Origin of the sequence: Sphingomonas sp. BK345 (assembly GCF_014193845.1) — a bacterium.
Classification (GTDB): domain Bacteria; phylum Pseudomonadota; class Alphaproteobacteria; order Sphingomonadales; family Sphingomonadaceae; genus Sphingomonas.
In genome coordinates this window covers 439,589-465,804 of sequence record NZ_JACHZX010000002.1, presented here as the reverse complement: position 1 = coordinate 465,804, position 26,216 = coordinate 439,589, and the positions used below count along the sequence as shown (strand labels likewise).

At 71.3% G+C, this 26,216-nt stretch carries 19 protein-coding genes; 5 read left to right on the top strand and 14 right to left on the bottom strand.

Annotated features, from left to right (window positions below):
• Positions 1-19: 19 nt before the first annotated feature.
• Both ptsP and nagE read left to right on the top strand, forming a co-directional pair.
• Positions 20-2,500, top strand: a complete 2,481-nt coding sequence (gene ptsP / locus FHY03_RS07315) for a phosphoenolpyruvate--protein phosphotransferase (protein ID WP_183929763.1) — start codon at positions 20-22, stop codon at positions 2,498-2,500.
• Entirely contained in the window at positions 2,497-4,197 is a 1,701-nt protein-coding gene (nagE, locus tag FHY03_RS07310; protein ID WP_183920688.1) for an N-acetylglucosamine-specific PTS transporter subunit IIBC, read from the top strand. Before ptsP ends, nagE begins: the two co-directional genes overlap by 4 nt.
• A gap of 130 nt (positions 4,198-4,327) precedes the next feature.
• Here the strand turns inward: nagE and FHY03_RS07305 are convergent, their stop codons facing one another.
• The 11 genes from FHY03_RS07305 to FHY03_RS07255 all read right to left on the bottom strand — a co-directional run bounded on the left by FHY03_RS07305 (position 4,328) and on the right by FHY03_RS07255 (position 21,445).
• Positions 4,328-4,612: a virulence factor gene (locus tag FHY03_RS07305; RefSeq protein WP_183929761.1), complete on the bottom strand. Its 285-nt coding sequence runs from the start codon at positions 4,610-4,612 to the stop codon at positions 4,328-4,330.
• A 93-nt stretch (positions 4,613-4,705) separates the two neighbouring features.
• Positions 4,706-5,029, bottom strand: coding sequence for a thioredoxin TrxA (gene trxA, locus FHY03_RS07300; protein ID WP_132910589.1), 324 nt, complete (start codon positions 5,027-5,029; stop codon positions 4,706-4,708).
• A gap of 48 nt (positions 5,030-5,077) precedes the next feature.
• On the bottom strand, positions 5,078-8,533 hold the full coding sequence (gene addA, locus FHY03_RS07295) for a double-strand break repair helicase AddA (protein WP_183929758.1): 3,456 nt from the start codon (positions 8,531-8,533) through the stop codon (positions 5,078-5,080).
• Entirely contained in the window at positions 8,526-11,522 is a 2,997-nt protein-coding gene (gene addB / locus FHY03_RS07290) for a double-strand break repair protein AddB (RefSeq protein WP_183929756.1), read from the bottom strand. Before addB ends, addA begins: the two co-directional genes overlap by 8 nt.
• Positions 11,515-12,213, bottom strand: a complete 699-nt coding sequence (locus FHY03_RS07285; protein ID WP_183930375.1) for a nucleotidyltransferase family protein — start codon at positions 12,211-12,213, stop codon at positions 11,515-11,517. The genes addB and FHY03_RS07285 overlap by 8 nt, the downstream gene beginning before the upstream one ends.
• Positions 12,214-12,266: 53 nt before the next feature.
• On the bottom strand, positions 12,267-13,244 hold the full coding sequence (locus FHY03_RS07280; RefSeq protein ID WP_183930373.1) for an aminoglycoside phosphotransferase family protein: 978 nt from the start codon (positions 13,242-13,244) through the stop codon (positions 12,267-12,269).
• Positions 13,241-13,705, bottom strand: a complete 465-nt coding sequence (tsaE, locus tag FHY03_RS07275; protein ID WP_183920692.1) for a tRNA (adenosine(37)-N6)-threonylcarbamoyltransferase complex ATPase subunit type 1 TsaE — start codon at positions 13,703-13,705, stop codon at positions 13,241-13,243. The genes FHY03_RS07280 and tsaE overlap by 4 nt, the downstream gene beginning before the upstream one ends.
• Positions 13,702-16,038, bottom strand: a complete 2,337-nt coding sequence (locus FHY03_RS07270) for a PAS domain-containing sensor histidine kinase (protein WP_183929754.1) — start codon at positions 16,036-16,038, stop codon at positions 13,702-13,704. The genes tsaE and FHY03_RS07270 overlap by 4 nt, the downstream gene beginning before the upstream one ends.
• 115 nt (positions 16,039-16,153) lie before the next feature.
• Positions 16,154-19,156, bottom strand: coding sequence for a TonB-dependent receptor domain-containing protein (locus tag FHY03_RS07265; RefSeq protein WP_183929752.1), 3,003 nt, complete (start codon positions 19,154-19,156; stop codon positions 16,154-16,156).
• A gap of 171 nt (positions 19,157-19,327) precedes the next feature.
• The gene (gene ahcY / locus FHY03_RS07260) at positions 19,328-20,743 is read right to left on the bottom strand and encodes an adenosylhomocysteinase (protein ID WP_183930371.1); all 1,416 of its coding nucleotides are present in this window, start codon (positions 20,741-20,743) and stop codon (positions 19,328-19,330) included.
• A 141-nt stretch (positions 20,744-20,884) separates the two neighbouring features.
• Positions 20,885-21,445, bottom strand: coding sequence for a YqgE/AlgH family protein (locus tag FHY03_RS07255; RefSeq protein WP_183920696.1), 561 nt, complete (start codon positions 21,443-21,445; stop codon positions 20,885-20,887).
• A gap of 95 nt (positions 21,446-21,540) precedes the next feature.
• Here FHY03_RS07255 and FHY03_RS07250 point away from each other — a divergent pair, with 95 nt between their 5' ends.
• From FHY03_RS07250 to FHY03_RS07240, 3 genes are all read left to right on the top strand, one after another.
• Positions 21,541-22,020, top strand: a complete 480-nt coding sequence (locus tag FHY03_RS07250) for a peroxiredoxin (RefSeq protein WP_183920697.1) — start codon at positions 21,541-21,543, stop codon at positions 22,018-22,020.
• A 220-nt stretch (positions 22,021-22,240) separates the two neighbouring features.
• Positions 22,241-23,671, top strand: a complete 1,431-nt coding sequence (locus tag FHY03_RS07245) for an AMP nucleosidase (protein WP_183929750.1) — start codon at positions 22,241-22,243, stop codon at positions 23,669-23,671.
• Positions 23,672-23,746: 75 nt separating this feature from the next.
• Complete coding sequence (locus tag FHY03_RS07240; protein WP_183929748.1) at positions 23,747-24,367, top strand: hypothetical protein; 621 nt, start codon at positions 23,747-23,749, stop codon at positions 24,365-24,367.
• A gap of 127 nt (positions 24,368-24,494) precedes the next feature.
• Here the strand turns inward: FHY03_RS07240 and FHY03_RS07235 are convergent, their stop codons facing one another.
• The 3 genes from FHY03_RS07235 to apaG are packed head-to-tail and all read right to left on the bottom strand — an operon-like array spanning position 24,495 to position 26,214.
• Positions 24,495-25,031: a GNAT family N-acetyltransferase gene (locus FHY03_RS07235; RefSeq protein ID WP_183929746.1), complete on the bottom strand. Its 537-nt coding sequence runs from the start codon at positions 25,029-25,031 to the stop codon at positions 24,495-24,497.
• Positions 25,028-25,819, bottom strand: a complete 792-nt coding sequence (locus FHY03_RS07230; protein ID WP_183920701.1) for a LysR family transcriptional regulator — start codon at positions 25,817-25,819, stop codon at positions 25,028-25,030. Before FHY03_RS07230 ends, FHY03_RS07235 begins: the two co-directional genes overlap by 4 nt.
• Positions 25,816-26,214 carry a Co2+/Mg2+ efflux protein ApaG gene (gene apaG, locus FHY03_RS07225; protein WP_183921435.1) on the bottom strand — a complete coding sequence of 133 codons (399 nt, stop codon included), beginning with the start codon at positions 26,212-26,214 and terminating at the stop codon, positions 25,816-25,818. Before apaG ends, FHY03_RS07230 begins: the two co-directional genes overlap by 4 nt.
• Positions 26,215-26,216 lie beyond the last annotated feature (2 nt).

Sequence of the window (26,216 nt, the reverse complement as noted above, 5' to 3'; positions counted from 1 at the left end):
TCCCCCGTCCGGAGCATCCATGGCCACTATCTCGCTGACCGCACCATTGGAGGGCTGGGTCAGCCCGCTCGACGAGGTCGTCGACGCGGTCTTCGCGGAGCGGATGCTGGGAGACGGGCTGGCGATCGACCCCACCGGGAACGTGCTCGTCGCGCCGTGCGACGCGCGCGTGCTGGTAGTGCAGCCGAGCGGCCATGCGATCACGCTGGAGACGCCCGAGGGCGCGCAATTGCTGATCCATCTGGGGATCGATACGGTCGCGCTCGACGGTCGCGGGTTCGAGCCTCTGGTCGCGGCGGGCGCGACGGTGACACGCGGCCAGCCGTTGATCCGCTTCGATCTCGACCTGATCGTGCGCGAGGCGCAGGCGGCGATCACGCCGGTGATCGTCACCAACGGCGAGCGCTTCACCATCGCCGGGCGCGCCGAGGCCGGGGCGGTGGCGATCGGCGCGCCGCTGCTGACGCTCGTGGCGCGCGAGGCGGTCGCCGCGGAGGAAGCGGCTGACGGCGCGCGCGCGTCGCAGACGATCGTCGTTCCGCTGCCGCACGGCATCCACGCGCGCCCCGCTGCACGGATCGCCGCCGAGGCGCGTCGCCACCGTGCCGCAGTGACGCTGTCGCGCGGTGCGGTCACCGCCAATGCGGCGAGCCCGGTGGACCTGCTCGCACTGACCGTGGCGCGTGGCGATACGGTGACGATCGCCGCGACCGGCGCCGAAGCCGAGGCCGAGGCGGCGGTGAGCGCGGTGGCGGCGCTGATCCTCCACGGGATCGAAGAGGAACCCGCCGCGGCGGCGCCGGTCGCGCGCCCGGTCGCGCCGATCGACGTACCGGCGGGCGCGCTTCCCGGAGTGACCGCCGCGCCGGGGCTGGCGATCGGCACCGCGATGCGCTGGCGGCTGGCCGATCTGGCGGTGGTCGCGGCCGGACAGGGTGTCAGCGCCGAACAGGAGGCGTTCGAGTCCGCTCGCGGCGCGCTGCTTGCCGACCTCACCGACCGTGCGGAGGCCGCTGCGGGCAGCGCGCGCGCGATCCTCGAAGCGCACGCCGCGATCCTCGACGATCCCAAGCTGATCGCGATGACGCTGATGGCAATCACGCGCGGCAGCAGCGCGGCGCACGCGTGGCGCGGTGCGATCCGCCCGCAGGCCGAGGCCTTGCAGGCCGGCGGCGACGCACGGCTCGCCGAGCGCGCCGCCGACATGCTCGACCTCGAGCGCCAGCTCATCGCGCGGCTGATCGGCGCCGAGGATGAGACGATCGCGTTACCCGATGGTGCGATCCTGCTCGCCGAGGACCTGTTGCCCTCGCAATTCATGGCGCTCGACCTTGATCGGGTCGCCGGACTGGCGATCGAACGGGGTGGACCGACGTCGCACGTCTCGATCCTTGCCGCCTCGCGCGGGCTGCCCGCGCTGGTCGCGCTGGGGACGGGGCTAAACGCGGTGCGCGACGGCGTGCAGGTGGTGCTCGACGCGGGCGCCGGTTGGTTCCACCCGACGCCGTCGCCCGAGTTGGTCGCCGCGGCCGAGGCACGCCTTGCCGTGGTCGCACAGCGCCGCGCCGCCGCGCGCGCACGCGCCGCCGAGGAGTGCCGCACCGCCGACGGCACGCGAATCGAGGTGGTCGCCAATTGCGGGTCGGCCGAGGACGCGCGCGTCGCCGCCGCCAACGGTGCCGAGGGCTGCGGCCTGCTGCGCACCGAGTTGCTGTTCCTCGACCGCGCCACCGCCCCCGACGTCGCCGAGCAGACCGCGGCCTATCAGGCGGTCGCCGACGCGCTGGCGGGCAGGCCGGTGATCGTCCGCCTGCTCGACATCGGCGGCGACAAGCCCGCGCCCTATCTGCCGATCGGGCCAGAGGAGAATCCCGCGCTCGGCCTGCGCGGCATCCGCGTCGGGCTGGCGCATCCCGACATCCTCGACGACCAGCTGCGCGCGATCCTCGCCGTCCGGCCTGCCGGCCAATGCCGCGTCATGGTGCCGATGGTGGTGGGACTCGACGAGCTGCGCCAGGTGCGCGCGGCGCTCGACCGTGTCGGCGGCGGCGACGGCGTCGAGCTCGGCATCATGGTCGAGACTCCCGCTGCCGCAGTGACCGCGGCACAGCTCGCGCGCGAGGCCGATTTCCTCTCGATCGGCACCAACGATCTCACCCAATATACGCTGGCGATGGATCGCGGCAACGCCGCCGTCGCTGGGGCGCTCGACGGGCTCCATCCCGCGGTGCTGCGCCTGATCGAGCAGACCGTCGCGGGCGGGGCGCGTCACGCGCGCTGGACCGGCGTGTGCGGCGGGCTCGCCTCCGACCCGCTCGCGGTACCGATCCTGGTCGGGCTCGGCGTCACCGAGCTGTCGGTCGCGCCCGCCGCGGTCGCCGACATCAAGGCGCTGGTGCGCGACCTCGACATGATCCGCGCGCGCGACCACGCCCGCGCCGCGCTCGACTGCGCGGGGGCCGCCGAGGTCCGCCAGCTCGCACGGGAGTTCGCACGATGAAGTCGATCCTGGGAACGCTCCAGCCGCTCGGCCGCGCGCTGATGCTGCCGATCGCGGTGCTGCCGATCGCCGGCCTGCTGCTGCGGCTCGGCCAGCCCGACCTGCTGAACATCGCGTTCGTCAGCGCGGCGGGCGACGCGATCTTCAACCACCTCGGGCTGCTGTTCGCGATCGGCGTCTCCACCGGCTTCGCGCGCGACGGCAACGGCGCCGCCTGCCTCGCCGGCATGGTGTGCTTCCTCGTCGCCACGGAGGCGAGCAAGGTGCTGCTGACCGTGCCGCCCGAAGCCACGGCCGGGCTGACCGGCGCGAGCGTCGACCTCGCGGTCGCGGCGTGGAAGGCCAAGGCGATCGCGCGGCTCGACGTGCCGATCGGGATCATCTCCGGCCTCGTCGGGGGCGGCTTCTACAATCGCTTCTCGACCGTGAAGCTGCCCGAGTATCTCGCCTTCTTCGGTGGGCGCCGATTCGTGCCGATCGTCAGCGGGGTGGCCGGGCTGGTGCTGGCGGTCGCGGTCGGGCTCGGCTTTGCGGGGATTAGCAGCGGGATCGACCAGCTGAGCTACGCGATCACGGGCGCGGGCAGCGTCGGGCTGTTCCTGTTCGGGCTGCTCAACCGATTGCTGCTCGTCACGGGTCTGCACCATCTGATCAACAACATCGCCTGGTTCGTCATGGGCGACTATCACGGCGCCAACGGCGACCTGCGGCGCTTCTTCGCGGGCGACCCGAGCGCCGGGGCGTTCATGGCGGGCTTCTTCCCGATCATGATGTTCGGCCTGCCCGCCGCCTGCCTTGCGATGTATCACGCCGCACCGCGCGGCCGGCGCAAGGAAGTGGGCGGCATGCTGTTCAGCCTCGCGCTGACCTCGGCGCTGACGGGCGTGACCGAGCCAATCGAGTTCAGCTTCATGTTCCTCGCGCCCGTCCTGTACGCGGTGCACGCGGTGCTGACCGGCCTGTCGATGTCGCTGATGGCGGGATTGGGCGTGAAGCTCGGTTTCGGTTTCTCTGCCGGGCTGCTCGACTACGTGCTCAACTTCTCCAAGGCGACGCGGCCCTTGCTGCTGCTGCCGGTCGGCGCGGTCTATGCCGTGCTCTATTACGGGCTGTTCCGCTTCTTCATCGCCAGGCTCAACCTCAAGACGCCGGGGCGCGACGACGCGCCCGCCGCGACCGCGGCACCGGTCGCGGCGGGAGAGCGCGGCGCGGCGTTCGCGCGCGCGCTCGGCGGGGGCGCCAACCTCACCAACGTCGGTGCCTGCACCACCCGGCTGCGGCTCGGCGTGCGCGACCAGGCGGCGGTGGACGAGACCGCGCTCAAGGCGCTCGGCGCGCGCGGCGTGATCCGCCCCTCCCCGACCGCGCTCCAGGTGGTGCTCGGCCCGATCGCCGACAGCGTCGCGGTGGAGATCCGCGACGCGCTGGCGGCGGGCGGCAGCGTTGCCGTCGCGGCGGTCGAGGAGCCGGCGGCCGCCACCACTACGGTGATACTGGCGCCGGCGCTGCTCGCTGCGCTCGGTGGCGCCGGCAACGTGCGGGAAGCGAGCGTCCACGCCGGCCGGATACGGGTCGAACTGGGCGGCGGCGCGGTCAACGAGGCGGCGCTACGAGGCGCCGGCGTGCGGCAGGTGGCGCGGCCAAGCGAGGGCGTGATCCACCTGCTCGCTCGCGAGCCGGCAACGCTACTGAGTTAATCCTCTCGGATCGCGGAGGAAGATTGTTCATCCTCCCGTGCAAGGGAAGTGCCGGCTTTGGCTTGCCAACGGGCCCGCACTCCGCTCACAGGGGAGGATCGCCTCGACCGCGGCTCAACCGGCCCTGCTCTCACCGCAACGCGGCGGATAGGTCGCTCTCCTCGTCGATGCGGAGCATGCGGATGTCGAGCACCGACGGCGCGAACCAGGCGCACAGCCGGCTGAGGTCCTGCACCGCGAGCACGCAGTCGACCGCCTTCGCGGCCTCGCTGACATAGAGGCTGGCGCCATCGCGCTGCGCGAAGCCGTGATGGCGCAGCACGTCGCTCACCTCGCGATAGGCATCACGCAGCGAGGGGCTGGGATAGCGTCGCTCGAGGATGGTCGCGTCGAGGTCGAACACGATCGCGTACATGCATCCCCCTGAAACAACGAAGCCCGCGCCTATCCCTAGGCGCGGGCAACGGCTGCCGGGAGACCGGGCTGACCCGGTCCGGCGATCAGCGGCTCAGGCGAGTTCCCCCTCGAGCCACGACTTGATCCGGCCCTTGGGCTCGGCGCCGATCTTGGTGGCGGCCGGCGCGCCGCCCTTGAACAGGATCATGGTCGGGATACCGCGCACGCCGTAGCGGCCCGGTGCGTCGGGATTGTCGTCGATGTTGAGCTTGGCGATGGTGACCTGCTCGCCCAGTTCCTCGCTGATCTCCTCGAGCGATGGCCCGATCATCTTGCACGGCCCGCACCATTCCGCCCAGAAGTCGACCAGCACCGGCTTGTCCGCCTGGAGCACGTCGCTCTGGAAGCTGGCGTCGGTGATCGTCTTGGTGGCCATCGTGTTTCTCCTTCGTAGCGCCTTAGCTAGGGCGCAGCGTGCCCGGGCTCAACCGTCCAGCCCCAAGCTTTGCTCCGGCCCCGCCAAGCGGCGCTTGACCGGGGCGAGCTGGTCCTCGGGCAACACGATCAGCCGCGCCGCTGCGGTGTAGAGCAGCGCCGCCTCGACGCGCGCGCCGGGCACGATCACCTCCAGCGCGGCGGCATAGGCGGCCATCTGGCGCAGGTGATAGTCGGGCACGACGGCGGCGCTCTCCGGGACGACGCGCGACGATTTGTAGTCGATCACGCGCACCACGCTGTCGCCGAGCAGCAGCCGGTCCACCGTGCCCGAGATCACGCGCCCCGACGGCAGCGTCGCGCTGATCGGCGCCTCGGCGAGCGAGTCCGGTCCGAACAGGGGGGCGAGCGCCGGGTCGTCGAGCACCGCGAGCACCGCCGCTACCATCGATGCCGGCTCGGCGACGCCGCGCTGGGCGAGCCACGCTGCCGCGGCTGCGGCGCGACGCTGGGGCGCGAGCGGGGGCAACCGCTCGAACAGGGCGTGGAGCAGCCGCCCACGCTCTGCTGCTGCGCTGGTGGCGGGTGTCGGCGGCGGGTCGGCGACCGAATCGTCGCCGATCGACGAGGGCGTGAGCGGGCGTGGCGGCTTAGCATCCTCGGGTGCGGCGCGGCGTGCCCAGTCCGGCAGCGCCGCGGCGGGCGCGCTCGCCGCCGTGGCGCGCCGGGCAACGACAGGGGCAGCCGGCGCGTGGCCGAGGAACGTCCGCTCGCCCCCCTCCTCCGTCGCCGGAACGCCGAGCGTATCGAACGTGCGCGCCGTCGCGGCGTACCAGCTCGCCTCGGGCGGCACACCCTGCCACTTGGCGCTGAGCGAGCCGGCGATCACCAGCCGCTCTTCCGCCCGCGTCGCGGCGACGTAGAACAAGCGCCAGTGTTCCTCGCGCTCGCGCTGCTCGGCCGCGGCGAGCGCGGCGTCGATCGCGCCGGCGCGCTCGGTCGCGCGCGGGCGGAACACGGGGATCGCTGCTTCCAGGCCCTCCGGCGTCCAAGCCAGCACGGACCGCGGCGTCGCATCCGGGTCCGCCGTGGCGTCGGCGAGGATCACCAGCGGCGCCTGCAGCCCCTTTGCCCCGTGTGCGGTCATCACGCGGACCGCATCGAGCGGCGCGGCAGCGTCGCGCACGATCTCGACCTCGTCGCGCTCGAACCAGTCGAGGAAGCGCTGCAGCGAAGGCGTCGAGTCGAGCTCGAAGTCGAGGGCGGCGTTGAGCAGTTCCTCGATCGGATCGCGCGCCTCCTCGCCAAGCCGCCCCAGCAGCTTGCGCCGCCCATCAAGCGGGCCCGACAGCAGCTGCTCGAGGAAGCGATAGGGCGTGTCATAGTCGGCGCTGGCCAGCAGCGCAGCGACCGGTGCGACCGCGTCGCCGCAGGTCCGCTGGAGATGCCGCCACAGCCCGCCTTCGCGCGGCACCGCGCGCGCCATCAGCTCGTCCTGGCTCCAGCCGATCAACGGCGAGACGAGCAGGCTGGCGAGGCTGAGATCGTCCTCAGGCTGGAGCACGAAGCGGATCGCGGCGAGTAGGTCCTGCACCGCGAGCGGCGCGGACAGGCGCAGCCGGTCGACGCCCGCCACCGGCACGCCCTCGGCGTAGAGCCGCGCGACCAGCAGCTGGGCGAGCTCGCCGCGGCGCTTGACCAGGATCATCACGTCCTCGGGCCGCAGTCCGCGTCCCTTGCTGCCGAGCAGCAGCCCGCCGTCCTCTACCGGGCGCAGCCAGTCGCGCACCTGGCGCGCGATGTTCGAGGCGTTGCGGCGCACGGCGTCGTCGGCCCAGCCCTCCTCGCCGTCCTCCTCCGCCTCGCTCGTGCCTGCGGCGATCGCCGGCCACAAGATCACCGCCCCCGGACCAGCGACGCGGCTGGCATGGACCGGAATGGTTTCGAGCGAACCGAGCGCGTCGGCGCCGAGCTGGCCGATCGCGGCGTCGACGAACTCGAGCACCGGCGCGGTCGAGCGGAAGGACTCGGTCAGCGACAAACGGTCGAACGGCAGGCCGCGCTCGTCGTCGGGCATGTCGTCGCTGCCCGCCACCTCACCTGCCTTGCGCTGGAAATGGCGCTCCGCGGCGAGGAAGGTGAACGGGTCGGTGCCCTGGAAGCCGAAGATCGCCTGCTTCAGGTCACCCACCGTGAACAGCGTCCGCACCGAGGGCGCGAAGACGCCGCGCCCGACGAAATATTCGTCCACCAGCGCGCGCACGATCGTCCATTGCGCCACGTTGGTGTCCTGCGCCTCGTCGACCAGCACGTGCTCGCTCTGCTGGTCGAGCTTGTAGCGGATCCACTCGCCGATGCCGTCCTGCTGGAGCAGCGCGACCGCGGCGCCGATCAGGTCGTCGAAGTCGACCGCGCCGGCGCGGCGCTTGGCGGCGGCATAGCCGCGCGCATACTCGCGGCCGACCTCGAGTGCGGCGCCGAGCAGGTCGGCGTAGGCGGCGCGGCTGCGCAGCAGCAGCAGCTCGCCGCACCAGCCGTGGAGGCGCAGCGCGTGGTCGGCGTAATCGGGATCGGCGGGGGCGCGCCCCTTGCCGAACGACTGCGGCTCGCCGTCCTTGCGCGCCCAGACGAGGTGGAGCGCGTCGAGCGTGGCGGCGCGCTCGGCCGGCGCGGCGGCCAGCCATGCGCCGATCGCCTCGGCGCGCTCCACGCCACTCTTGGTGCCCCAGCCGCGATTGAGCGCGGCGAGCGTGTCGAGCGCGGCGCGGTCGACGCGGTCGTCGCCGCACGCGTCATGGACGTGCGAGTCGAGGTCGCCGAGCGGCACGCCGAGCTGGCCGCGGACGAACGGCGCGATGCCGCTCGGCAGCGCCTCCAGCGCGGCGCCGGCGCGCGCGCAGGCGACCAGGAACTGTTCCGCGCCCTGCTCGCCGAGCCGCAGGCTGAGCCGGCCGATCGTCTCGACCGGCGCCGCACGTCCCTCGCGCTCGGCGTCGACCAGCAGATCCGACAGCGCCTGGCGCCGCAGCAGCGCCTCCTCGCGCGGCTCGAGCGGGCGGAAGCCCGGCACCAGCCCGGCCTCGATCGGGAACGCCGCCAGCAGCCCCTGGCAGAAACCATGGATGGTCTGGATGCGCAGCCCACCGCCCGGCGCGTCGAGCACCTTGGCGAACAGCGTCCGCGCGCGCGCGATCAGCGCGGGCGTGGTGCGCTCGCCGAGCGCGAGCAGGTCGGCGGCGAGCTCGGTCTCGTCCATCCGCACCCACGCGGCGAGCTGCCGATTGATCCGCCCCGCCATCTCGGCCGCGCCCGCCTTGGTGAAGGTAAGGCACAGGATCGCGCCGGGCTCGACGTCGCGCAGCAGCAGCCGGAACACGCGGGCGGCGAGCACCTGAGTCTTGCCTGTCCCCGCCGAGGCCGAGAGCCACACATGCGCCTCGGGACGGCTGGCGCGGAGCTGCTCGCCACGCAAGGTAGGTAGCGGGCCGACCGCGCGCTCAGCCACGCGCCTGCTCGCGGCCGTACCATTCGTCGCGACGCATCAGCTGGTCGTACTCGGCGTAGGGTGCGAACTCGGGGTGGAGCTTGGCGGTGAACGCCTCCTCGCCGGTGAGCCAGCGCGCCGCCGCCTGAGCGAAGCTCTCGCGCGCGGCGGCGACGAACTCGCCGGTGGGGATGCGACCGCCCTTGCCGGCGGGATCGGCGGGGGAGCTGACCGAGCCGAAGCCCTCGCCTTTCTTGGCGAGAGACCAGTATTCGAAGGCGGTCGCGGCGCCTTTGACGTCGGCGAAGCCACCCTGTTCGGCGATGGCACCGAGCAGCCCGAGCTGGAGGTTGAACCCGCCGCGCACCGCCGCGACCGAGGGCGCCTTGCCGGTCTTGTAGTCGATGATCCCCAGCCCGCCGTCGGGCATACGATCGATCCGGTCGAAGCGACCGTCGAGCGCGATGCCGGAGAGCTCGGCGCGGCCGCGCCCCTCCACGGCGAGCACCTCGCGCCCCTCCGCACGATCGGCCAGCGTGCGCGCCGCGATCCACTCGAACGCCGCGATCAGCCGCGGCTGCCACAACGCGCGCAGCAGCGGGTGCGCCGCGGGATCCTGGAGCAGGAGCCGCGCGCGCGGCAGCAGCGCGGCCGGATCGCAGCGGTCATCGCGCGCCCAGGCCTCGAGCACGGCATGGACCGCGGTGCCACGCCACGCCGCGCTCGGGTCGGCGTCGACCGGGTCGAGCGGCAGCAGCTTGAGGATGCGGCGCGCGTAGAAAGCGTAGGGATCGGCCTTCAGCCGGTCGACCTCCGTCACCGAGATCGCCCGCGGGCGTAGCGCCGCAGGCGGCAGCGGCGCGGGCCGCGCGGCGGGATGCGGCGCGCCGCCATGGTCGAGCGCGCGCGCCCAGTCGGCCAGCGCCGTCGTGCGCGGGAAGCGCTCGCCCGCCATGGCCTCCAGCCGCAACCAGAAGCGTGAGGCGAGCGCCGGCGAGCGCTGGTCCCGCCGCGCGCGCGTGAGCAGGGCGCGGGGGGCGCCGAGCGCCTGCGCGAAATCATGCGCGGCGGTGCCGATGCCGCGCTCCAGCCCGGGCAGACCCAGCTCGGCACGGACGCGCGGCGCGAGCCACGGGTCGGGCGCTGGTAGGCCGGGCCACACGCCTTCGTTGAGCCCCGACAGGATCATCAGGTCGGCGGACTGAAGGCGCGCCTCCATCAGCCCATAGATGGCCAGTCGCGGGTGGCGCTCGCGTGGCAACAGCCGGATCGCCGACTCATCCATCAACTGGCGCAGCATCGTCGCGAAGCCCGCCGGGGTCACCAGCGCCGGACCACGCGGCGCCTGCTCCTCCAGCGCGGCGAGCAGGTCGGCCGCGGCACGCCCAGCGGGGCCGCGCCACGCTTCGTCGCCGGCGAGCCGCTGCGCTGCCTCGCGCAGCCCCGCGACGAGCGCCGCTAGGCCCGTCTCGCCGTCCCCGAACACGCGCGCGATCGGATCGAGCAGGACACGCGTCTCGCTCCACCACTCGGCCGCGCGCGAGCGGATCGCGCGCTCGCGCTCGTTGCCACCCGCGAGATGGCGGTCGATGCCGTCGAGCCCCGGCCCTGGCCGCGGCCCGCGGAGCGCGCGGTCGAGCCTGCGCACGCCGTCGAGCCACGCCCCACGCTCGGCACCCGCGCGGATCAGCGGGTGCTTGAGCAGGGTCAGCAGCGCCATCGGCGCGAAGCCCTGCGCCGCCGCCTCGACGATCGCGGCGAGCAAGGTGCCCGGCGGCAGGATCGTCAGCGGTCGCCCCGCACTGTCGTCCACCTGGATGTTCCAGCGACGACAGTGCGCGGCGACGCGACGCGCCAGCGCGCGATCGGGGGTGACGAGCGCGGCGGTGCGGCCTGGCTCCTCCACCGCCTCGCGCAGCTTGAGCGCGATCGCCTGCGCCTCCTCCGCCGGCGTGGCGAGTTCGACCGCCTCCACTCCCGCGAGCCGGCGGTCGGCAGCGTCGAGCCCGGTCCATTTGGCGGTGAAGGCGGCGGGAGCGAGCGCGTTGGCGATGGCACGGCCGCGCGCGGCGCCCGCGTCCTGCTCGCTGGCCGCGCCCCAGCGGGTGACCTCGCCGCGCGCGGCGCCGATCCGCTCCAGCAGCAGCTTGAGGTGGAACTGCGGGTGAACCTCGATCGCGCGGCGGCGCAGCCCCGTGATCGCATCGGGCCGATGCGGGCCGAGCGCTTCCCACTCCTCCTCGGGAAGGTTCAGGTCGAGGTCGGCGAACACCACCGATCCCTCAGGCAGGCCAGCGACGACGCGGAGCAGCCGCGCCACCGCGGGCGCGGGATCGGTGATGCCGGCGGCGCAGACGAAACGCGCGGGCGGTTCGGCCCGCCACCGCGCCGCCTGACGGTCGAGCAGCTGCACCCGCCGCCACGCCGCGTCGATGCGGCCGAGCCGCTCGCGCTCCTGCGGCCAGCGATCGAGCAGCAGCCGGAACAGCCGGAGCGACGCTTCCCAATGGTCGGACAACCCCTCGCCGGGATCGATCGCGGCGAGTGTCTCGGGCGGCACCTCCTCGACGATCAGCTGGTCGAGCGTGCGCGCCAGCTCGCCCGCGAGCCGCACCGCCTCGGCCGCGTCGACCGCGCGCCCGCTCGCGGCACGCTCCTCGCTGACTAGCCGGGCGAGGATCATGCGACGCTCGAGCGGGTCGATCGCGGGCGGCAGCGGCGGCACCGCGTCGGCCGGATCGAGCGCAGCCCCGACCGCCGCCTCCAGATCGTCGCCCCCGAGTGCCACGATCCGCGGCAGCAGCAGCGCGCCGCCGCTGGCGCGCACGAAGGCGTCGCTGATCGCGAGTCCGGCGCGATTGTTGGGTACCAGCACGACGCCGCGCGCGAGCGCCATGCGGTCGGCGCCGTAGCGGCGCAGCAGTCCGGCGACGAGCGCGTCGGCGAAGGAACGGTGCGCCGGAATGGAATAGAGCCGCAGGCCGCGCCGGCGGCCGGGCGAGTCAGACATCGGCGAGCAGCGCCTCGGTACGCGCGATCGCGCCCGGCACGTTGACCTCGGACCACAGGCCCTGATGGACGAAGCCATAGGCGCGCCCGGCCTCGATCGCGCGGTTCCAGAAGAGGTTGGTGGAGAACGGCCCCTCCGGCCAGTCGCGGATCAGCGACGGCGCCATGATCTGCACGCCGGTATAGACGAAAGGCGCGACGCGGCCGGGCTTGCGCCGTCCGGTCACGCGGCCGTCGGGAGCGAGGTGGAAGTCGCCCTGCCCGCCGTGGTTGTGGGCACGCGCGCACGGCACCATCAGCATCAGCGCGTCCATCGTCGCGCCGTCCCAGCGCGCGGCGAGCTGGCGGATCGCGTCGGTCGGCCCGTCGAGCCAGAAATTGTCGCTGTTGACGACGAGGAACGGCTCATCCCCGAGCAGCGCGCGCGCCTTCACCAGTCCGCCGCCGGTCTCCATCAGCCGCTCGCGCTCGTCCGACACGATCACCTCGATGCCGCGCACGCGGTGGCGCAGATGCGCTTCCAACGCGTCGGCGAGATAGTGAACGTTGACTACCGCGCGCTCCACCCCGGCCGCGCGCAACCGGTCGAAGACATGGTCGAGCAGCGCGCGTCCCGCCACCTCGACCAGCGGCTTGGGCCGCGTCGCGGTGAGCGGTCGCATGCGCTTACCGATCCCCGCCGCCATCACCATCGCGGTGCGCGGCACGCGTGCGCCGGGATCGGGGCGGATGTAGTGCGGGCGGGTCACGCGCGCGCGCCGGCGATCAGCATCGGGTCGCCACGCAGCTCGGGAGGCAGGTTGTCCGCGAACCAGCGCGCCACCGGGGCAAGCACCGGCTGGCCGAGGTCGCGCTCGAGATAACCCCACACGCGCGGGCACAGCGCCGGGTAGCGCGGCTTGCCGTCGCGCTGCCACAGTCGGGTGAAGATGCCGATGATCTTGGCGTTCCGCTGCGCGCCGAGCACGTGATAGGCGCGCAGGAAGGCGTCCCCCTCGCCCGTCGCGGCTCGGTAGCGTGCCAGCATCCGCTCCTCGAGCGATGGGTCGACGTCGCGACGCGCGTCCTGCAGCAGCGAGACGAGGTCATACGCTGGGTGCCCCGCGAGCGCGTCCTGGAAGTCGAGCAGGCCGAGCGAGCGCCCGGCACCGACGAGCATCAAATTCTCGGCGTGATAGTCGCGCAGCACGGTCACGGGCACCGCCGCCTCGGCGTGGCCGAGCACCTTGTCCCAGGCGGCGCGATATCCCTCGACGTCGACCATGACGCCGATCGCGGGGCAATACCAGTCGGTGAGCAGCCCCGCCTCGCGCTGCAGCTCGGCGCGGTCGTAGGCGCGTACCGCGGCGGCAGGATGGCCGCGTAGGGCCACGAGCAAATCGATCGCGGCGGCGTAGAGCGGCACCGCGGCCTCCGGGTTGGCGTCGGCGGTCTCGCGCAGCCGCTCGTCGCCGAAATCCTCGAGCAGCACGAGCCCGCGCTCGAGATCGACCGCGTGAACCGCGGGCGCCGCGAAGCCGCGCTCGGCGAGCCAGCGCGCGACGTCGAGGAACGGGCGCGGGTCCTCTTGCGGCGGCGGCGCGTCCATCAGGATGCCGCGCCGCTCGCCCGCGACGACGCGGAAATAGCGCCGGAACGAGGCGTCGCCCGCGAGCGGGTCGATCCGCGCCTGGTGCCAGCCGTGGGTGTCGAGAAAGGCCGCGGCGTCCGCCGGCGGCGTCATCGGGGTCGCCATCGCGCTCCCCAAGCGGGCGGCGCCTTCCAAGTCAAGCGCCGCGCGCCGTCCGGCTCGGCGGCAAGGGTGAGTGCCAGCGCGTCGGGCCAGCGCCCCATCCCGGCGCGTTCGGGCCATTCGATCAGCAGCGCCGAATCGAGCCGCGCCTCGTCGAGGCCGAGTTCCTCCACCTCGATCGGATCGTCGAGCCGGTAAAGGTCGACGTGGAGCAGCGGCAGCGACACCTCGGGCGGCGCATAGGGCTGGACGATCGCGAAGGTCGGGCTCGGTGCTTCGTCGGCGAGCCCGAGCGCCGCCAGCACGCCGCGCGCCAGGCTGGTCTTGCCCGCGCCCAGTCCGCCCGACAGCGTCACCACATCACCGGCGCGCAGCAGCGGCGCGAGCGAGGCGCCGAGCGCCAGCGTGGCGGGGGCGTCGGCCAGCCGCAGCGAGCCGTGCGCGACACTCATCGCCGCGGCAGCTCCACCGTGATCAGCGTGCCCTCGCCAGGCTCGCTCACCAGCGTGATCGTCCCGCCGTGCGCCTCGACGAACTGCTTGGCGAGCGGCAGCCCCAGCCCGAGCGCGCGCTCGCTGCCGGCCGAGACGCCGCTCTGCGCGAAGCGGTCGAAGGCGCGCGCGGCGACCTCGGGCGACAGGCCCTCGCCGTCGTCGGAAACGATGATGCGCGCGGTCTTGGCGTTGCCGTCGACGTGGAGCAGCACGCGGCCTTCGCTGCGCGCAGAGCCGACCGCGTGACGCAGCAGGTGCTCGATCGCCTCGCGGATGCGCCGCGCGTCGCCGGTGAGCCGGCCCGCCGACCGCTGCACCTCGATCGCCAGCTCGACGTGGTGGCGCTTGGCCGCCGCGCGCAGCGCGTCCGCCGCGGCACGCGCGACCGCGCCGAGATCAACGTCGCTGCGCTCGAGCGGGCGCGCGCCGGTATCGGTGGAGGTCAGGTCGAGCACGTCGTCGATCAGGAGGCCGAGGCGATCGACCGAGTCGAGGATGGCGTCGAGATAAGCGGTCGCGTCGGCAGACAGTTCACCGGCATAGCCGCCGTGCAGCATCTCCGCGAAGCCGCTGATCGAGGTGAGCGGCGTGCGCAGCTCGTAGCTCATGTTGGCGACGAAGGCGGTCTTGACGCGGTCGGCCGCCTCCAACGCGTCGTTGCGATCGCGCAGCGCCTGCTCCATCGCGCGGCTGTCGGTGACGTCGAGCATCGTGAACAGCGCGTTGCCATCGGGCAGCGGCACCGCTGCGAACTCGAAGTTACGCCCGTCCGCCAGCGCAATATGCCCCGCGCGCTGCTGCCGCTCGACGGTGGCGACGCGCACCAGCTCGGCGATCGAGCGCGCGCGGCGCGGGTTGGAGAGCTTGGCCGCGACCTTCTCGGCGATGACGTCGACGCGGGGGTGGCCGGTGAGGAACTCCTCGTCGAGATCCCACAGCGCGCGGAAGCGATTGTTCCACAGCTGCAACCGTCCATCGGCGGCGAAGACGCCCAGCGCCTCGAACAGGTTGTCGAAGGTGGCGGTGCGGACGCGCAGCAGGGTGTCGCGCGCGCTGGCGAGCTGGACCTGTTCGGTGCGATCCTCGAAGATCAGCAGCAGCCCACCGTCGGGCAAAGGCTGCGCCACGACGCGCAGGTGCGTGCCGCCGGGCAGGTGCCAATTCTCCTCGATCGCGCCCTCGGCGTCGACGAACCAGCCGCGCCGTTCCGCCTTCCAGCCGGGGAAGTCGCGCACCTCGGGCACGCGATTGGCCTCGCGCATCCGCTCCAGCACGCGATCGAACTCGGGCCGGTCGGCGAGCCACTCCAGCCGCATCGCGAACATGCGGCGGAACGGCTGGTTGCAGAAGACCAGACTGCGGTCGCGCCCGAACTGCGCCACGCCGGCGGAGAGGCGGTCCAGCATCGCGCGCTGCGCGTCGGCGAAGCGGCGTTCGCGCGCCTGGCTCTGCTCCAGCTCCTCGATGTCGATCGCGTAGCCGGCGACTCCGCCGACCGGCAGCGGCACGTCGTGGATCCGCAGCGAGCGCCGCGCCCCGCCGATCGTGGCAGGCAGGACGCGCTGCTGCGGTCGGCCCTCCGCGAGCGCCACCTCCGCGCCGGCGCTGGGTCCACCCTGCCCCGAGCCGTCGACCAATTCGAGCCCGCGCCCGACCACGTCGGCGGCGTCGCTGCCCTCGACCGCGCTGACATAGGCCGAGTTGACGATCGCGATGTGCAGATCGGTGTCGCGATACCACATCGGCAGCGGTGCCGCCTCGACGAGCCCGGTGAGCGCATCGAAAGCGTCGGACAGCTCGGCATATTCGGCACGGAGCCGGCGCCGCTCGCCCTCACTGACGGTCGAGTCGTAGAACCACAGCAGCACCGCGCTGCCGCGCCGCTCGCCCTGCACCGTCAGCGTGCGCTGTCCGTCGCGCGCGTGCAGGCTGCGCGAGAAGCCGCGTGCCGAACGCTGGCACGCCGACAGCTCGCGCGCCATCGCCTCCGCGTCGGACGAGTCCATGCCCCACCCCGCCGCCTCAAGCTCCTGGAGGTAGGACGGCACGCCCGAGAGGCCGAGCCAGTCGGCGACGCGGCGCGCCATCTCGACGCGCCCGTCGGGATGGACCACCACCGGCTGCATCGGCGCCACCGCCAGCAACGACTCGAGCGCGTCACGCCCGCGGATCGCCCCCGCCGCGGCGGCACGCGCGCGCAGCCCGAGCGCGAGCAGCACCGCACCGGCGACCAGCAGCAGCGCCACGACGGTACCGACGATCACCGCGGTAGCGGGCGCGATCGTGATCATGGACGCTGCACCATGGCACGCAGGGACGGCATGTCCCGTGATTTAGCAAGCCCTTCGCGCGGGAAAAGCGCCTGGACGAGGAAAAACGAGCGTTGCGGGGCCGCCCGTTCCCCGATCAGAATAGCCGATCAAGCGCGATCCGCGCCCCCGCGTAGTAATAACGGCCGAGGAAAGAATATGAATACGGGCCATAGCCGGTCGGCTCCACGCCAGCGCCCGTCAGGTTGTTGGCGCCAAAGTAGAAGCTGAAATTCTTCTCGACCGCGATCGAGGCTTGGATGTCGTGCTCCCAGCGCTCGCGATAGTAGAGATACTCCGGCGCAGCGATATCCGGATTGGCGCTGACCTGATCGCGGGTGAAGCGCCGTACCTTGCTGGAATAGTTGATGCCGTAGTTGAGCGTCACCGATCCCTTCGTCCACGTCAGGTCGAACGTGCCCGCGTATTTGGGCGCGGGCAGCGTCGGCAGCTCGAGCTGGTCCTCGCGTTCGGCGCCTGGTGTCGGTACGAAATCGAGCCGGTCGAGATAGTTGCCCACCAGCTTCAGGTTGAAGCGCCCGAGATCGCCGGCATTGAGACTATACGCGACCTGAAGATCCAGGCCCTGTGTGCGGAACGCAGCAACGTTCTCCGGCTGTAGCAGATAATCGTTCACGTAGCCAGTTACACCGCTGCGCGAGACGTTCGAGCAGTAGGGATTGTCGAGTGTCGGCTGATCGACGCACAGGTCGACGAGCTGCTGCGCGGTAGGCGAGTTCACTGCGTTGGTCAGGTTGATATTGTACCAGTCCGCCGTGATCGACAGACCCGGCAGGAAGCGCGGTAATAGCACAACCCCCGCGGTCCAAGTTTTGGCGGTCTCCTCGCGCAACCCCCTGTTGCCGCCCGTCCGACCCGGTAGGCTGGCGGTCGCGACGGGGTCATTCACCGGATTGAACGCGGTGATCTGCGCCGGCGACAGCCCCGCCGCGGTGAGCGCGGCCTGGCAGTTGGCAGCGCGGTACTGCGTGCCCTCCGGCAGGTTCTCCGGATCGCAGGGATCGTCGATGAACGAGAAGGCGCCGCTGACCGGCGCATAAAGCTCGCTGATATTGGGCGCGCGAACCGCCTCGGAATAGCCGCCGCGGAAGCGGATATCGCGTATCGGCGCCCAGATGCCGCTCACCTGCCACGTCGTGGTGTTGCCGACGGTGGAATAATCGGAGACACGCAGCGCAGCGTTGAACTCGAGCGTGTTGGCGAAAGGCAGGTCCTTGAGCAACGGCACGCGGAGCTCGCCGAAGGCTTCCTTGACGTCGAAGCTGCCGCTCTGCGGCCCGACCTGGGAGAAATCGAGCAACTCGCCCTGCTCCACCCGGGGGTCGGGATCGAAGCGGCTGCTCTCCTTGCGATATTCGGCGCCCAGGGCGAAGCCGATCGGGCCGCCGGGAAGCTCGAAGAACTGGCCGAAATCACCGCTGATCGAACCAGACACCACGTGCTGCTGCACCCGGTAGAAGTTGATCATGTCGGCCTGCACGAAGCCGAGCGCCGCGGCGCTGGGCGAGCCCTCGCCCAGGATGTTGAGCGGCTGGCACCCGCTGCTCGCGCCGGGCGTGAAGGTCGTCGCCGGCGCATCGAAGTTGTTCGGGTCGATGTTGGCCGTGGGATCAAGGTCGGAGCGACAGACGATCTGCCCGGTCGCGGGATCGCGTACTGCGTCAAGCGCAGCAAAATAGCGGTCGCTTATGCGATAGTTGGTGGACAGGAAGCGGCTGTCCGTGCGGCCATAAGTGTAGGAGATTTCGTAACGTGCGTGATCGCTGATCTGCCCGTCCGCCCCGATGACGGATCGGTACGTCTCGCGCTTGGACGACTCGCCGCGGACGCCGAAGTCGAAATTGTCGCGCGAGACGAGAGCGCCATTGGCCGCCGCGTCGGCGCCGAAGCGATCGATCAGGAAGGCGTTGTCGGGTGCGAGATAGGTGAAGAAGTCGAAGCTCGGCTGCGACACCGTGTAGCTGTGCGTGTTGGTATATTTGCCCTGCGCGAACAGCCGCAGCGCGGGGGACACCTCGAAGCTGCTCAGCAGATTGACGTTGTGGATTCGGTTTTTCGGTTGGAGGTCGCCCTGGTAACCCGCCTGCGGTGTGCTGTCGCCGCCCTGGACCAGGCCGGTGCCCGGCAGGCTGACCCCGCGGTCGTAGACCCGGCCGTCCCCGTTGAAATCGGGTATGCCGTCCAGATCAAGGTCGACGGCGCCTCCCCGCGAGCTGTCGGCGTAGCGCAGATTGTTGGTGCGGATGCGGTCAAATCGTGTGGGATCGTCGGGGATGTCGGCCGGGTCGCGAACGATGCCATAAGTGCGCAGCGGGTTGCCGGCACGCTCGCGCGCGAACGAACTGACACGATCATCGTCGCGGAACTCATAGTTCAGGGCGATGTTGCCGCGACCGTCGGCGAAGTTCTTGCCGCCGGTAAGGGAGAAGAAGCGGCTGCCGGCGTCGCCATATTCCGAGACGCCGGTCTGCGCGCGTGCGACCAGCCCCTCGAAATCGCGCTTGAGGACGAAATTGACGACACCTGACACGCCGTCGGCGCCGTAGATCGCCGAAGCCCCGCCCGTCGTCACGTCGATACGCTCGATCAGATCGGCGGGTATCGTGTTGATGTCGACCGCTGCGGTCCCGGGTAGACCGGCGACGTGGCGGCGTCCATCAACCAGCACGAGCGTCCGGTCCGCGCCGAGATTGCGAAGGTTGAGCAGATTCACGCCGGCAGCGCCGTTGTCGGCGGTGGAACCGGACTGGCTCGCGCTGGTCGAGGAACCGATCAGCGCGGGGTTCTGCGTCAGGAAGTCCGTCACGTTGACACGACCCGACTGCTGCAACGACGCCGACGAGTAACTAGTTACCGGAGTCGGCGAGTCGATCTCGGGCCGGGCGATGCGCGAGCCGGTGACGACGATATCGACGGGATCATCGGCCTGCGCCGTATCCGCCGCAGTCGGGGCCGCGGCAGGTGCGTCCTGCTGGGTCGCCGTCTCGAGCGGTTGCTGCTGCGCGTGCGCCGGCTGGCCGAGGCCGCCCGCCACCAGCGCGACCAGCGCGCACCCGCTCCGCCAATGCGAGATCGTCATCGTCTTCCCCTGCTTCGAGGCCGTGATGTTACTGTCCCATTAGGGACATCTCGGCATCTTTGTCGCAAGGGTTAATGTGACATTCAGCCACGCTGTTGCGCCGCAGCAACATACGAGAAGGGCGGCACCTCGCGGCACCGCCCCCGTCTTTCTCGCGATCGCGCGGGGCGATCAGTAGCGATAATGGTCCGGCTTGAACGGGCCAGCGACCGGCACGCCGATATACTTGGCCTGCTTTTCGCTCAGCTGCGACAGCTGGACGCCGAGCTTCTCGAGGTGGAGCGCCGCGACCTTCTCGTCGAGGTGCTTGGGCAGGACATAGACCTCGTTCTTATAGGTCTCGCCCTTGGTCCAGAGCTCGATCTGCGCGAGCGTCTGGTTGGTGAACGACGCCGACATCACGAACGACGGGTGGCCGGTCGCGCAGCCCAGGTTCACCAGCCGGCCCTTGGCGAGCACGATGATCTGCTTGCCGTCGGGGAACTCGACCAGGTCGGTGCCCGGCTTCACCTCGGTCCACTTGTAGTTGGAGAGCGCGGCGATCTGGATCTCCGAGTCGAAGTGGCCGATGTTGCAGACGATCGCCATCGGCTTCATCGCCTTCATGTGATCGGCGGTGATGACGTCGGCGTTGCCGGTCGCGGTGACGAAGATGTCGGAGCGCTTCACCGCTTCCTCCATCGTCACGACCTCATAGCCCTCCATCGCCGCCTGCAGCGCGCAGATCGGGTCGATCTCGGTAACGAGCACGCGCGCGCCGCCGTTGCGCAGCGACGCGGCCGAGCCCTTGCCGACGTCACCGAAGCCGGCGACGGTCGCGACCTTGCCGGCCAGCATCACGTCGGTGGCGCGGCGGATCGCGTCGACCAGCGACTCCTTGCAGCCGTAGAGATTGTCGAACTTCGACTTGGTCACCGAGTCGTTGACGTTGATCGCCGGGAACGGCAGCTCGCCCTTCTTGGCGATCTCGTACAGCCGGTGGACGCCCGTTGTCGTCTCTTCCGAGACGCCCTTCAGGTTCTTGACGGTTTCGGTCAGATAGCCCGGCTTCTTGGCGATGAACGCCTTGACCGAACGCTGGAACTCGACCTCTTCCTCATTCTCCGGCTCGCCGAAGCTCTGACCGGCCTCGAGCTTGGCGCCCCACAGCGCGAACATCGTCGCATCGCCGCCGTCGTCGAGGATGATGTTGGCGGTGCGGCCGGTGCCGTCGTCCCAGTCGAAGATCGAGCCGACATAGTCCCAATAATCGGCGAGTGTCTCGCCCTTCACCGCGAACACCGGGATGCCGGCGGCGGCGATAGCCGCGGCAGCGTGGTCCTGGGTCGAGAAGATGTTGCAGGTCGCCCAGCGCACGTCGGCGCCGAGCGCGGCCAGCGTCTCGATCAGCACCGCGGTCTGGATCGTCATGTGCAGCGAGCCGGTGATGCGCGCGCCCTTGAGCGGCTGCGCGGCGCCGTACTCGGCGCGCAGCGCCATCAGGCCGGGCATCTCGGTCTCGGCGATATTGATCTCGGCGCGGCCGAAATCGGCCAGGCCGATGTCCTTGATGACGTAATCGTTGGTGTTGAGCGTGCGGTCAGACACTGGGGCGGTTGCCACGGCGTTGTCTCCAGACTGATAGGGCCGACCAAGGCGCTACGCACCGGTCGGCATCCGCGCGCCTTAGCCCGCCAAACGCCGCCGATCAAATATAAAGATATCTTTATATGGTTGTGGGAGAGCGGCTCAGCTGTGTCCGCTCTCGCTCGATAGCAGCCGCGGGTCGACCCCCGCGGCGGCAAAACCGCGCGTCCAGCGCCGCTCCACCGGCGTGTCGAACAGCATCTCGGGCGAGTCGGCGACGTTGAGCCAGCCGTGACGCGTCATCTCCGCGTCGAGCTGCCCCGGCGCCCAGCCCGCGTAGCCGAGCGCGACCAGCCAGCGCGACGGGCCGTTACCGGCCGCGATCGCGCGCAGCACGTCGAGCGTGCCGGACAAGGCCCAACGCCCGGCGACGTCCAGCGTGTCATGCCCGCCCCAGTCGCTTGAGTGGAGCACGAAACCGCGCCGCGTCTCCACCGGTCCGCCGAAGTGAACCGGCGCGTCGGGCGCCTCGCCCGGCGCGATCTCGAGCTGCTCGAGCACGTCGTGCAGGCCGAGCCCGTTGACCACCGCGCCGATCCCGACGCCGAGCGCGCCGCTCTCGTCGTGGCTGCAGATCGCGATCACCGAATGCTCGAAGCGCGGGTCACCGATCCCGGGCATGGCGAGCAGGAACTGACCGGTGAGATAATTGGCTTGCTCCATCGCGCCGAACCTAGTGCGTGCGGCGGCGCTTGCCAAAGCTTGAAATCACCCGGGGCGGCTGCGACACCGTCGCGCCACTCGAACCGGAGACCCCTATGACGATCAGCGTCGGCGACGCTCTGCCTTCCGTCCGCCTCACCAAGGTCACCGCCGAGGGGCCGGAGCCGGTCGACTCGGCCGAATATTTCAAGGGCCGCCGCATCGCGCTCTTCGCGGTGCCGGGTGCCTTCACGCCGACCTGCTCGGCGCGACATCTGCCGGGCTATCTCGACAAGGCCGGGGAGCTGCGCGCCAAGGGAGTCGACGAGATCGCCTGCACCGCGGTGAATGACGCCTTCGTGCTCGGCGCCTGGGCCAAGCAGAATAGCGCCGACAGCGTGACGATGCTGGCCGACGGCAACGGCGAGTTCGCGAGCGCGCTCGGGCTCGACATGGACGGCAGCAAATATGGCATGGGCAAGCGCAGCCAGCGCTATGCCATGGTGGTGAACGACGGCGTGGTCGAGTCGCTGGAGGTCGAGGCGCCGGGCGAGTTCCGGGTGAGCTCGGCGGAACACCTGCTGACGCTGCTGTAACCCTTTGATGCCTGCCGGTACGGAGAGGGCGACCGCCGCGCGTGAGCGTGGTGGTGGATGGGGCTCTCCACGCAGCGCAGCGCATGCGGAAGCCCCCCTCCACCGCGCCCTGCGGGCGCGGTCCCGCTCCCCGCGAGCGGGGAGGATTGCTGATCATCGCCACCAGCTCCGTGGCAAGCCCCGACTTGCCGCGGTCACACGTCAAATGTAACCGTCGGGAATGACAGCGAACGACATCGTACAGGAACTGAACCGGCTCTACAGCGCGTCGGTCGACCGGCTGAAGGCAGCGATCTCCCTCTACATCGGCGAGGGCACGCCCCCCGCCCCCGAGACGCGACGCGACGGCTCCTTCGCCTATCCCGAGATCCGGCTCCGCTTCGCCGGCGGCGACGATCGCCCGACGCCACTGCGCTCCTTCGGCCGGCTGGTGAGCCCCGGCGAATATCGCATCAGCGTCACCAAGCCCGCGGTGTTCGCCGATTACCTGATCGAGCAGCTGACCCTGCTGATCGAGGATTATGACGTCACCGTCAGCGCCGCGGCGGGGACGCAGGAAATCCCCTTTCCTTACGTGATCGACGCCGGCCACGCGCTGAGCCTCGACACCGTCTCCGCCGCCGAGTTGGCGCGCTGGTTCCCGACCACCGAGCTCGCCTATATCGGCGACGAGATCGCCGACGGCCTGTGGGCCTCGATCGACGGCACGCGCCCGCTCGCCTTATTCGACGGGCTGCGCACCGACTTCAGCCTCGCGCGGCTGCGGCATTACACCGGCACGCCGCCCGAGCACGTCCAGCGCTACGTGCTGTTCACCAATTATCACCGCTACGTCGACGAGTTCGTCCGCTGGGGTGCGAGCCAGGTCGGCGGCGACAGCCGCTTCACCGCGCTGTCGGGGCCGGGCGGCGTGCTGTTCCAGGCGGGCGACGATCCCGCCATGCTCGACGACAGCGCGTGGCGGCGGCTGCAGATGCCCGCCTATCACCTGATGGCGGACGATCGCACCGGAATCACGCTCGTCAACATCGGCGTCGGTCCGTCGAACGCCAAGACGATCTGCGACCATCTCGCGGTGATGCGACCCGAGGCCTGGGTGATGATCGGCCATTGCGGCGGGCTCCGTCCGTCGCAGCGGATCGGCGACTATGTGCTCGCGCACGCCTATCTGCGCGACGACCACGTGCTCGACGACATGCTGCCGCCCGAGATACCGGTACCCGCCATCGCGGAGGTGCAGCAGGCGCTGGCACGCGCCGCCGAGACCGTCAGCGGCCAGTCGGGCGACGCGCTCAAGCGGCGGCTGCGCACCGGCACGATCGTCACCACCGACGATCGCAACTGGGAGCTGCGCTACGCCCGCTCGGCGCTGCGCTTCTCGCTCAGTCGCGCGGTGGCGATCGACATGGAGTCGGCGACGATCGCGGCGCAGGGCTATCGCTTTCGCGTGCCCTACGGCACCCTGCTGTGCGTCTCGGACAAGCCGCTGCACGGCGAGCTCAAGCTGCCGGGCCAGGCCAACCGCTTCTACGAGCGTGCGATCAGCGAGCACATGCGGATCGGGATCGAGACGTGCGAGGAGCTCCGACGCGAGGGCGCCAAGCTGCACAGTCGCAAGCTGCGCGCCTTCAACGAGCCGCCCTTCCGCTAAGTGTCGGCGACTGCCTTGGAAACGAAGCGGCGGCCGCGCGTTACGCGGCCGTACCATTTCGCCAGGGAGCAGATGATGGCCGACGACAGCAGCGATACGCCGACCCCGGCGCCGACCTCGTCCAAGCCGGCGACGCCGCGCCGCCGCGCGCCGCGCAAGGCCAGCACAAGCGCGGCGAGCAAGCCGGCGACGAAGCGCAAGACCACGAACGACACGCCCGCGCCGAAGCGCCGCGCCGCCACCAAGCGCTCCGCGGCGGCTGAGCCATCTACTCTGGAGCAGGCCGGCGAGGCGGTGACCGCGGCGACCAAGAGCGTGTCGCGCTCGGCCGGCGCCGCACGGAAGCGCGCGACCCGCGCCGCCACCGACACGCGCAAGAGCGCCACGCGCGGGGCGCGCAGCGCCGGCAAGGCGGCCTCGCGCGCAACCGACAAGGTCGGCGGCAAATGGGGTGCGGCGGCGATCGCCGGCGGCGTGGCGGCGATCGGTGCGGCCGCGACCGCGGCGCTCCTGTCGCTGCGCAGCTCGACGCCGAAGCAGCCCTCGCTGCCGGCACCCAAGCCCGAGGGCAAGGGCGGTACGAAGCCGGAGGGCAAGGCCGGCGCCAAGCACGGTGGCGCGCACCAGCCGGACGGCACCGATTCGAGCAAATCCTTCGAGGCGAAGATCGCCGACGAGAACACCGTTCCGGAGTGAGGGACCCACGATCGCCTTCCTGCGCCCCGGCGAAAGCGGTGGCGCAGGAAGGGTAGCCCTGGTGATCGCAAAGGCTCGTTCGACTGGACCGCTGGTGCCGCCGGGGTGGCCTCCATCGCCCAACTCATCAAGCCGGAGCGCCCGCCGCCCCGCGCCACTCGTCGCGCAGCAGCCCCCACAGCAATGTGTCGCGCACGCCGATGTGAGTCTCCCATTCGGCGCGCAACAGCCCTTCTCGGCGGAAACCGAGCGCCTCGAGCAGGCGGTTGGAGCCGACGTTCTCCGGATCCGTATCGGCGAACACGCGCCGATAACCCTCTCCGAACAGCTGCTCGATGACGGCGCCGACCGCCTCGCGCCCGTAACCCCGCCGCTGCGCCGCGGGTACCAGCAGGTAGCCGATCTCGATCACGCCGGCGCGCTTCTCGCCCGCGGCGACAAAGCCGATCGCGATGTCGTCGTCCGCGTGCGTGACCGCCCAGGTGCGCCAACTGCCATCGTCGCGGGCGATGAAGCGCTCACGCAAGGCTGCGACCGATTCGGCCGGCGCGTGCGACCACCAGGTCATTGCCGCCGCGTCACCCATCGCGGCGAAGAGCGCCTCGGCATCGTCGGGCACGCGCGCGCGCAGCGCCAGTCGCGCGGTCGCGAGCCGCGGCGTCATCCGCCCAGCGCTTCCACCAGCGCCTGCACCTTGCGCTGGCGCCATTGCGGGGTCGGCGCGATCAGCCAATAGCCGAGCCGCGACGGCACTGCCTCGCCGACCACCACGAGCCGCCCCGCCTCGACGTCGCGCGTCACGAGCAGTTCGGGCACGGTGGCGCGGCCCAGGCCGGCCGCGGCGGCGTCGATCGCCAGACCCGCGTCGCCGACGCGCACCTGCGCACCGCCCTCACCCGCCGGAGCGCCCGGCCAGTGGATCACCGCCGAGGCGCCGCCGCCCGCGCGCTCGACCGTCACCAGCCCCTCGCTCTCGATCGCCTCGCCTTCCAGCGCGCCCGGTCCCTCGCCCCAGCGGATCGCGAGGTCGAGGTTGGCCTCGGTGAAATCGACGGTGTCGTCGGCCGCGACCAGCGCGAAGCGCAGCTCGGCGTCGGCCGCGGCGATCTCGGCGAGCCGCGGCAGCAACCATTTTTCCGTGACGTCGCGCGGTGCCGCGATCGTCAGCGACTTGGACGACTGGCCCGCCTGCATCGCGCGCACCGCTTCCTCGAACTCGAGGAAACCCTGGCGCAGCGGCCCGAGCCCCGCCTCGCCCTCGGGAGTCAGCTCCAGCCCCTTGGTGGTGCGGCGGAACAGGACGACGCCCAGCGTGTCCTCCAGCGCGCGGATCTGCTGGCCGACCGCGGCGGGGGTCACTGCCAATTCGTCGGCGGCGCGGGTGAAGGAAAGGTGGCGCGCCGCCGCATCGAGCACGCGCAGACCGTTGAGCGGCAGATGGGTGCGCTTCACTCCGCCACCGCCGGCGCGGTCAGCGCGAAGCGCGGAATGGCGACGTCGAAGAGCTGCCCGTCCTCGGCGATCATGCGATAGCTGCCCTGCATCGCGCCGCTGGGCGTGGCGAGCGGGCAGCCCGAGACATAATCGTAGCTCGCGCCCGGCGCGATCAGCGGCTGCTCGCCGACGACGCCCTCGCCCTCCACGGTGTGCCGCGCGCCATTGCCATCGGTGATGACCCAGTGGCGCGTGAGCAGCTGCACCGCACCCTCACCGTCATTCTCCAGCCGAATGTGATAGGCCCAGAACCAGCGCCCGCGCGCCGGCTCGGACTGTTCGGGCAGATAGCTGACCGAGACCCGCACGGTGACCGTCCCGGTCGTCGTCGCGAGCGGGAACAGCGCCTCCATGC

Coding starts and splice junctions, on each gene's coding strand:
- ptsP (WP_183929763.1), top strand. CDS start 20: ATGGCCACTATCTCGCTGACCGCACCATTGGAGGGCTGGGTCAGCCCG.
- nagE (WP_183920688.1), top strand. CDS start 2,497: ATGAAGTCGATCCTGGGAACGCTCCAGCCGCTCGGCCGCGCGCTGATG.
- FHY03_RS07305 (WP_183929761.1), bottom strand. CDS start 4,612: ATGTACGCGATCGTGTTCGACCTCGACGCGACCATCCTCGAGCGACGC.
- trxA (WP_132910589.1), bottom strand. CDS start 5,029: ATGGCCACCAAGACGATCACCGACGCCAGCTTCCAGAGCGACGTGCTC.
- addB (WP_183929756.1), bottom strand. CDS start 11,522: ATGTCTGACTCGCCCGGCCGCCGGCGCGGCCTGCGGCTCTATTCCATT.
- FHY03_RS07285 (WP_183930375.1), bottom strand. CDS start 12,213: ATGGTGATGGCGGCGGGGATCGGTAAGCGCATGCGACCGCTCACCGCG.
- FHY03_RS07280 (WP_183930373.1), bottom strand. CDS start 13,244: ATGACGCCGCCGGCGGACGCCGCGGCCTTTCTCGACACCCACGGCTGG.
- tsaE (WP_183920692.1), bottom strand. CDS start 13,705: ATGAGTGTCGCGCACGGCTCGCTGCGGCTGGCCGACGCCCCCGCCACG.
- FHY03_RS07270 (WP_183929754.1), bottom strand. CDS start 16,038: ATGATCACGATCGCGCCCGCTACCGCGGTGATCGTCGGTACCGTCGTG.
- FHY03_RS07265 (WP_183929752.1), bottom strand. CDS start 19,156: ATGACGATCTCGCATTGGCGGAGCGGGTGCGCGCTGGTCGCGCTGGTG.
- FHY03_RS07255 (WP_183920696.1), bottom strand. CDS start 21,445: ATGGAGCAAGCCAATTATCTCACCGGTCAGTTCCTGCTCGCCATGCCC.
- FHY03_RS07250 (WP_183920697.1), top strand. CDS start 21,541: ATGACGATCAGCGTCGGCGACGCTCTGCCTTCCGTCCGCCTCACCAAG.
- FHY03_RS07245 (WP_183929750.1), top strand. CDS start 22,241: ATGACAGCGAACGACATCGTACAGGAACTGAACCGGCTCTACAGCGCG.
- FHY03_RS07240 (WP_183929748.1), top strand. CDS start 23,747: ATGGCCGACGACAGCAGCGATACGCCGACCCCGGCGCCGACCTCGTCC.
- FHY03_RS07235 (WP_183929746.1), bottom strand. CDS start 25,031: ATGACGCCGCGGCTCGCGACCGCGCGACTGGCGCTGCGCGCGCGCGTG.
- apaG (WP_183921435.1), bottom strand. CDS start 26,214: ATGGAGGCGCTGTTCCCGCTCGCGACGACGACCGGGACGGTCACCGTG.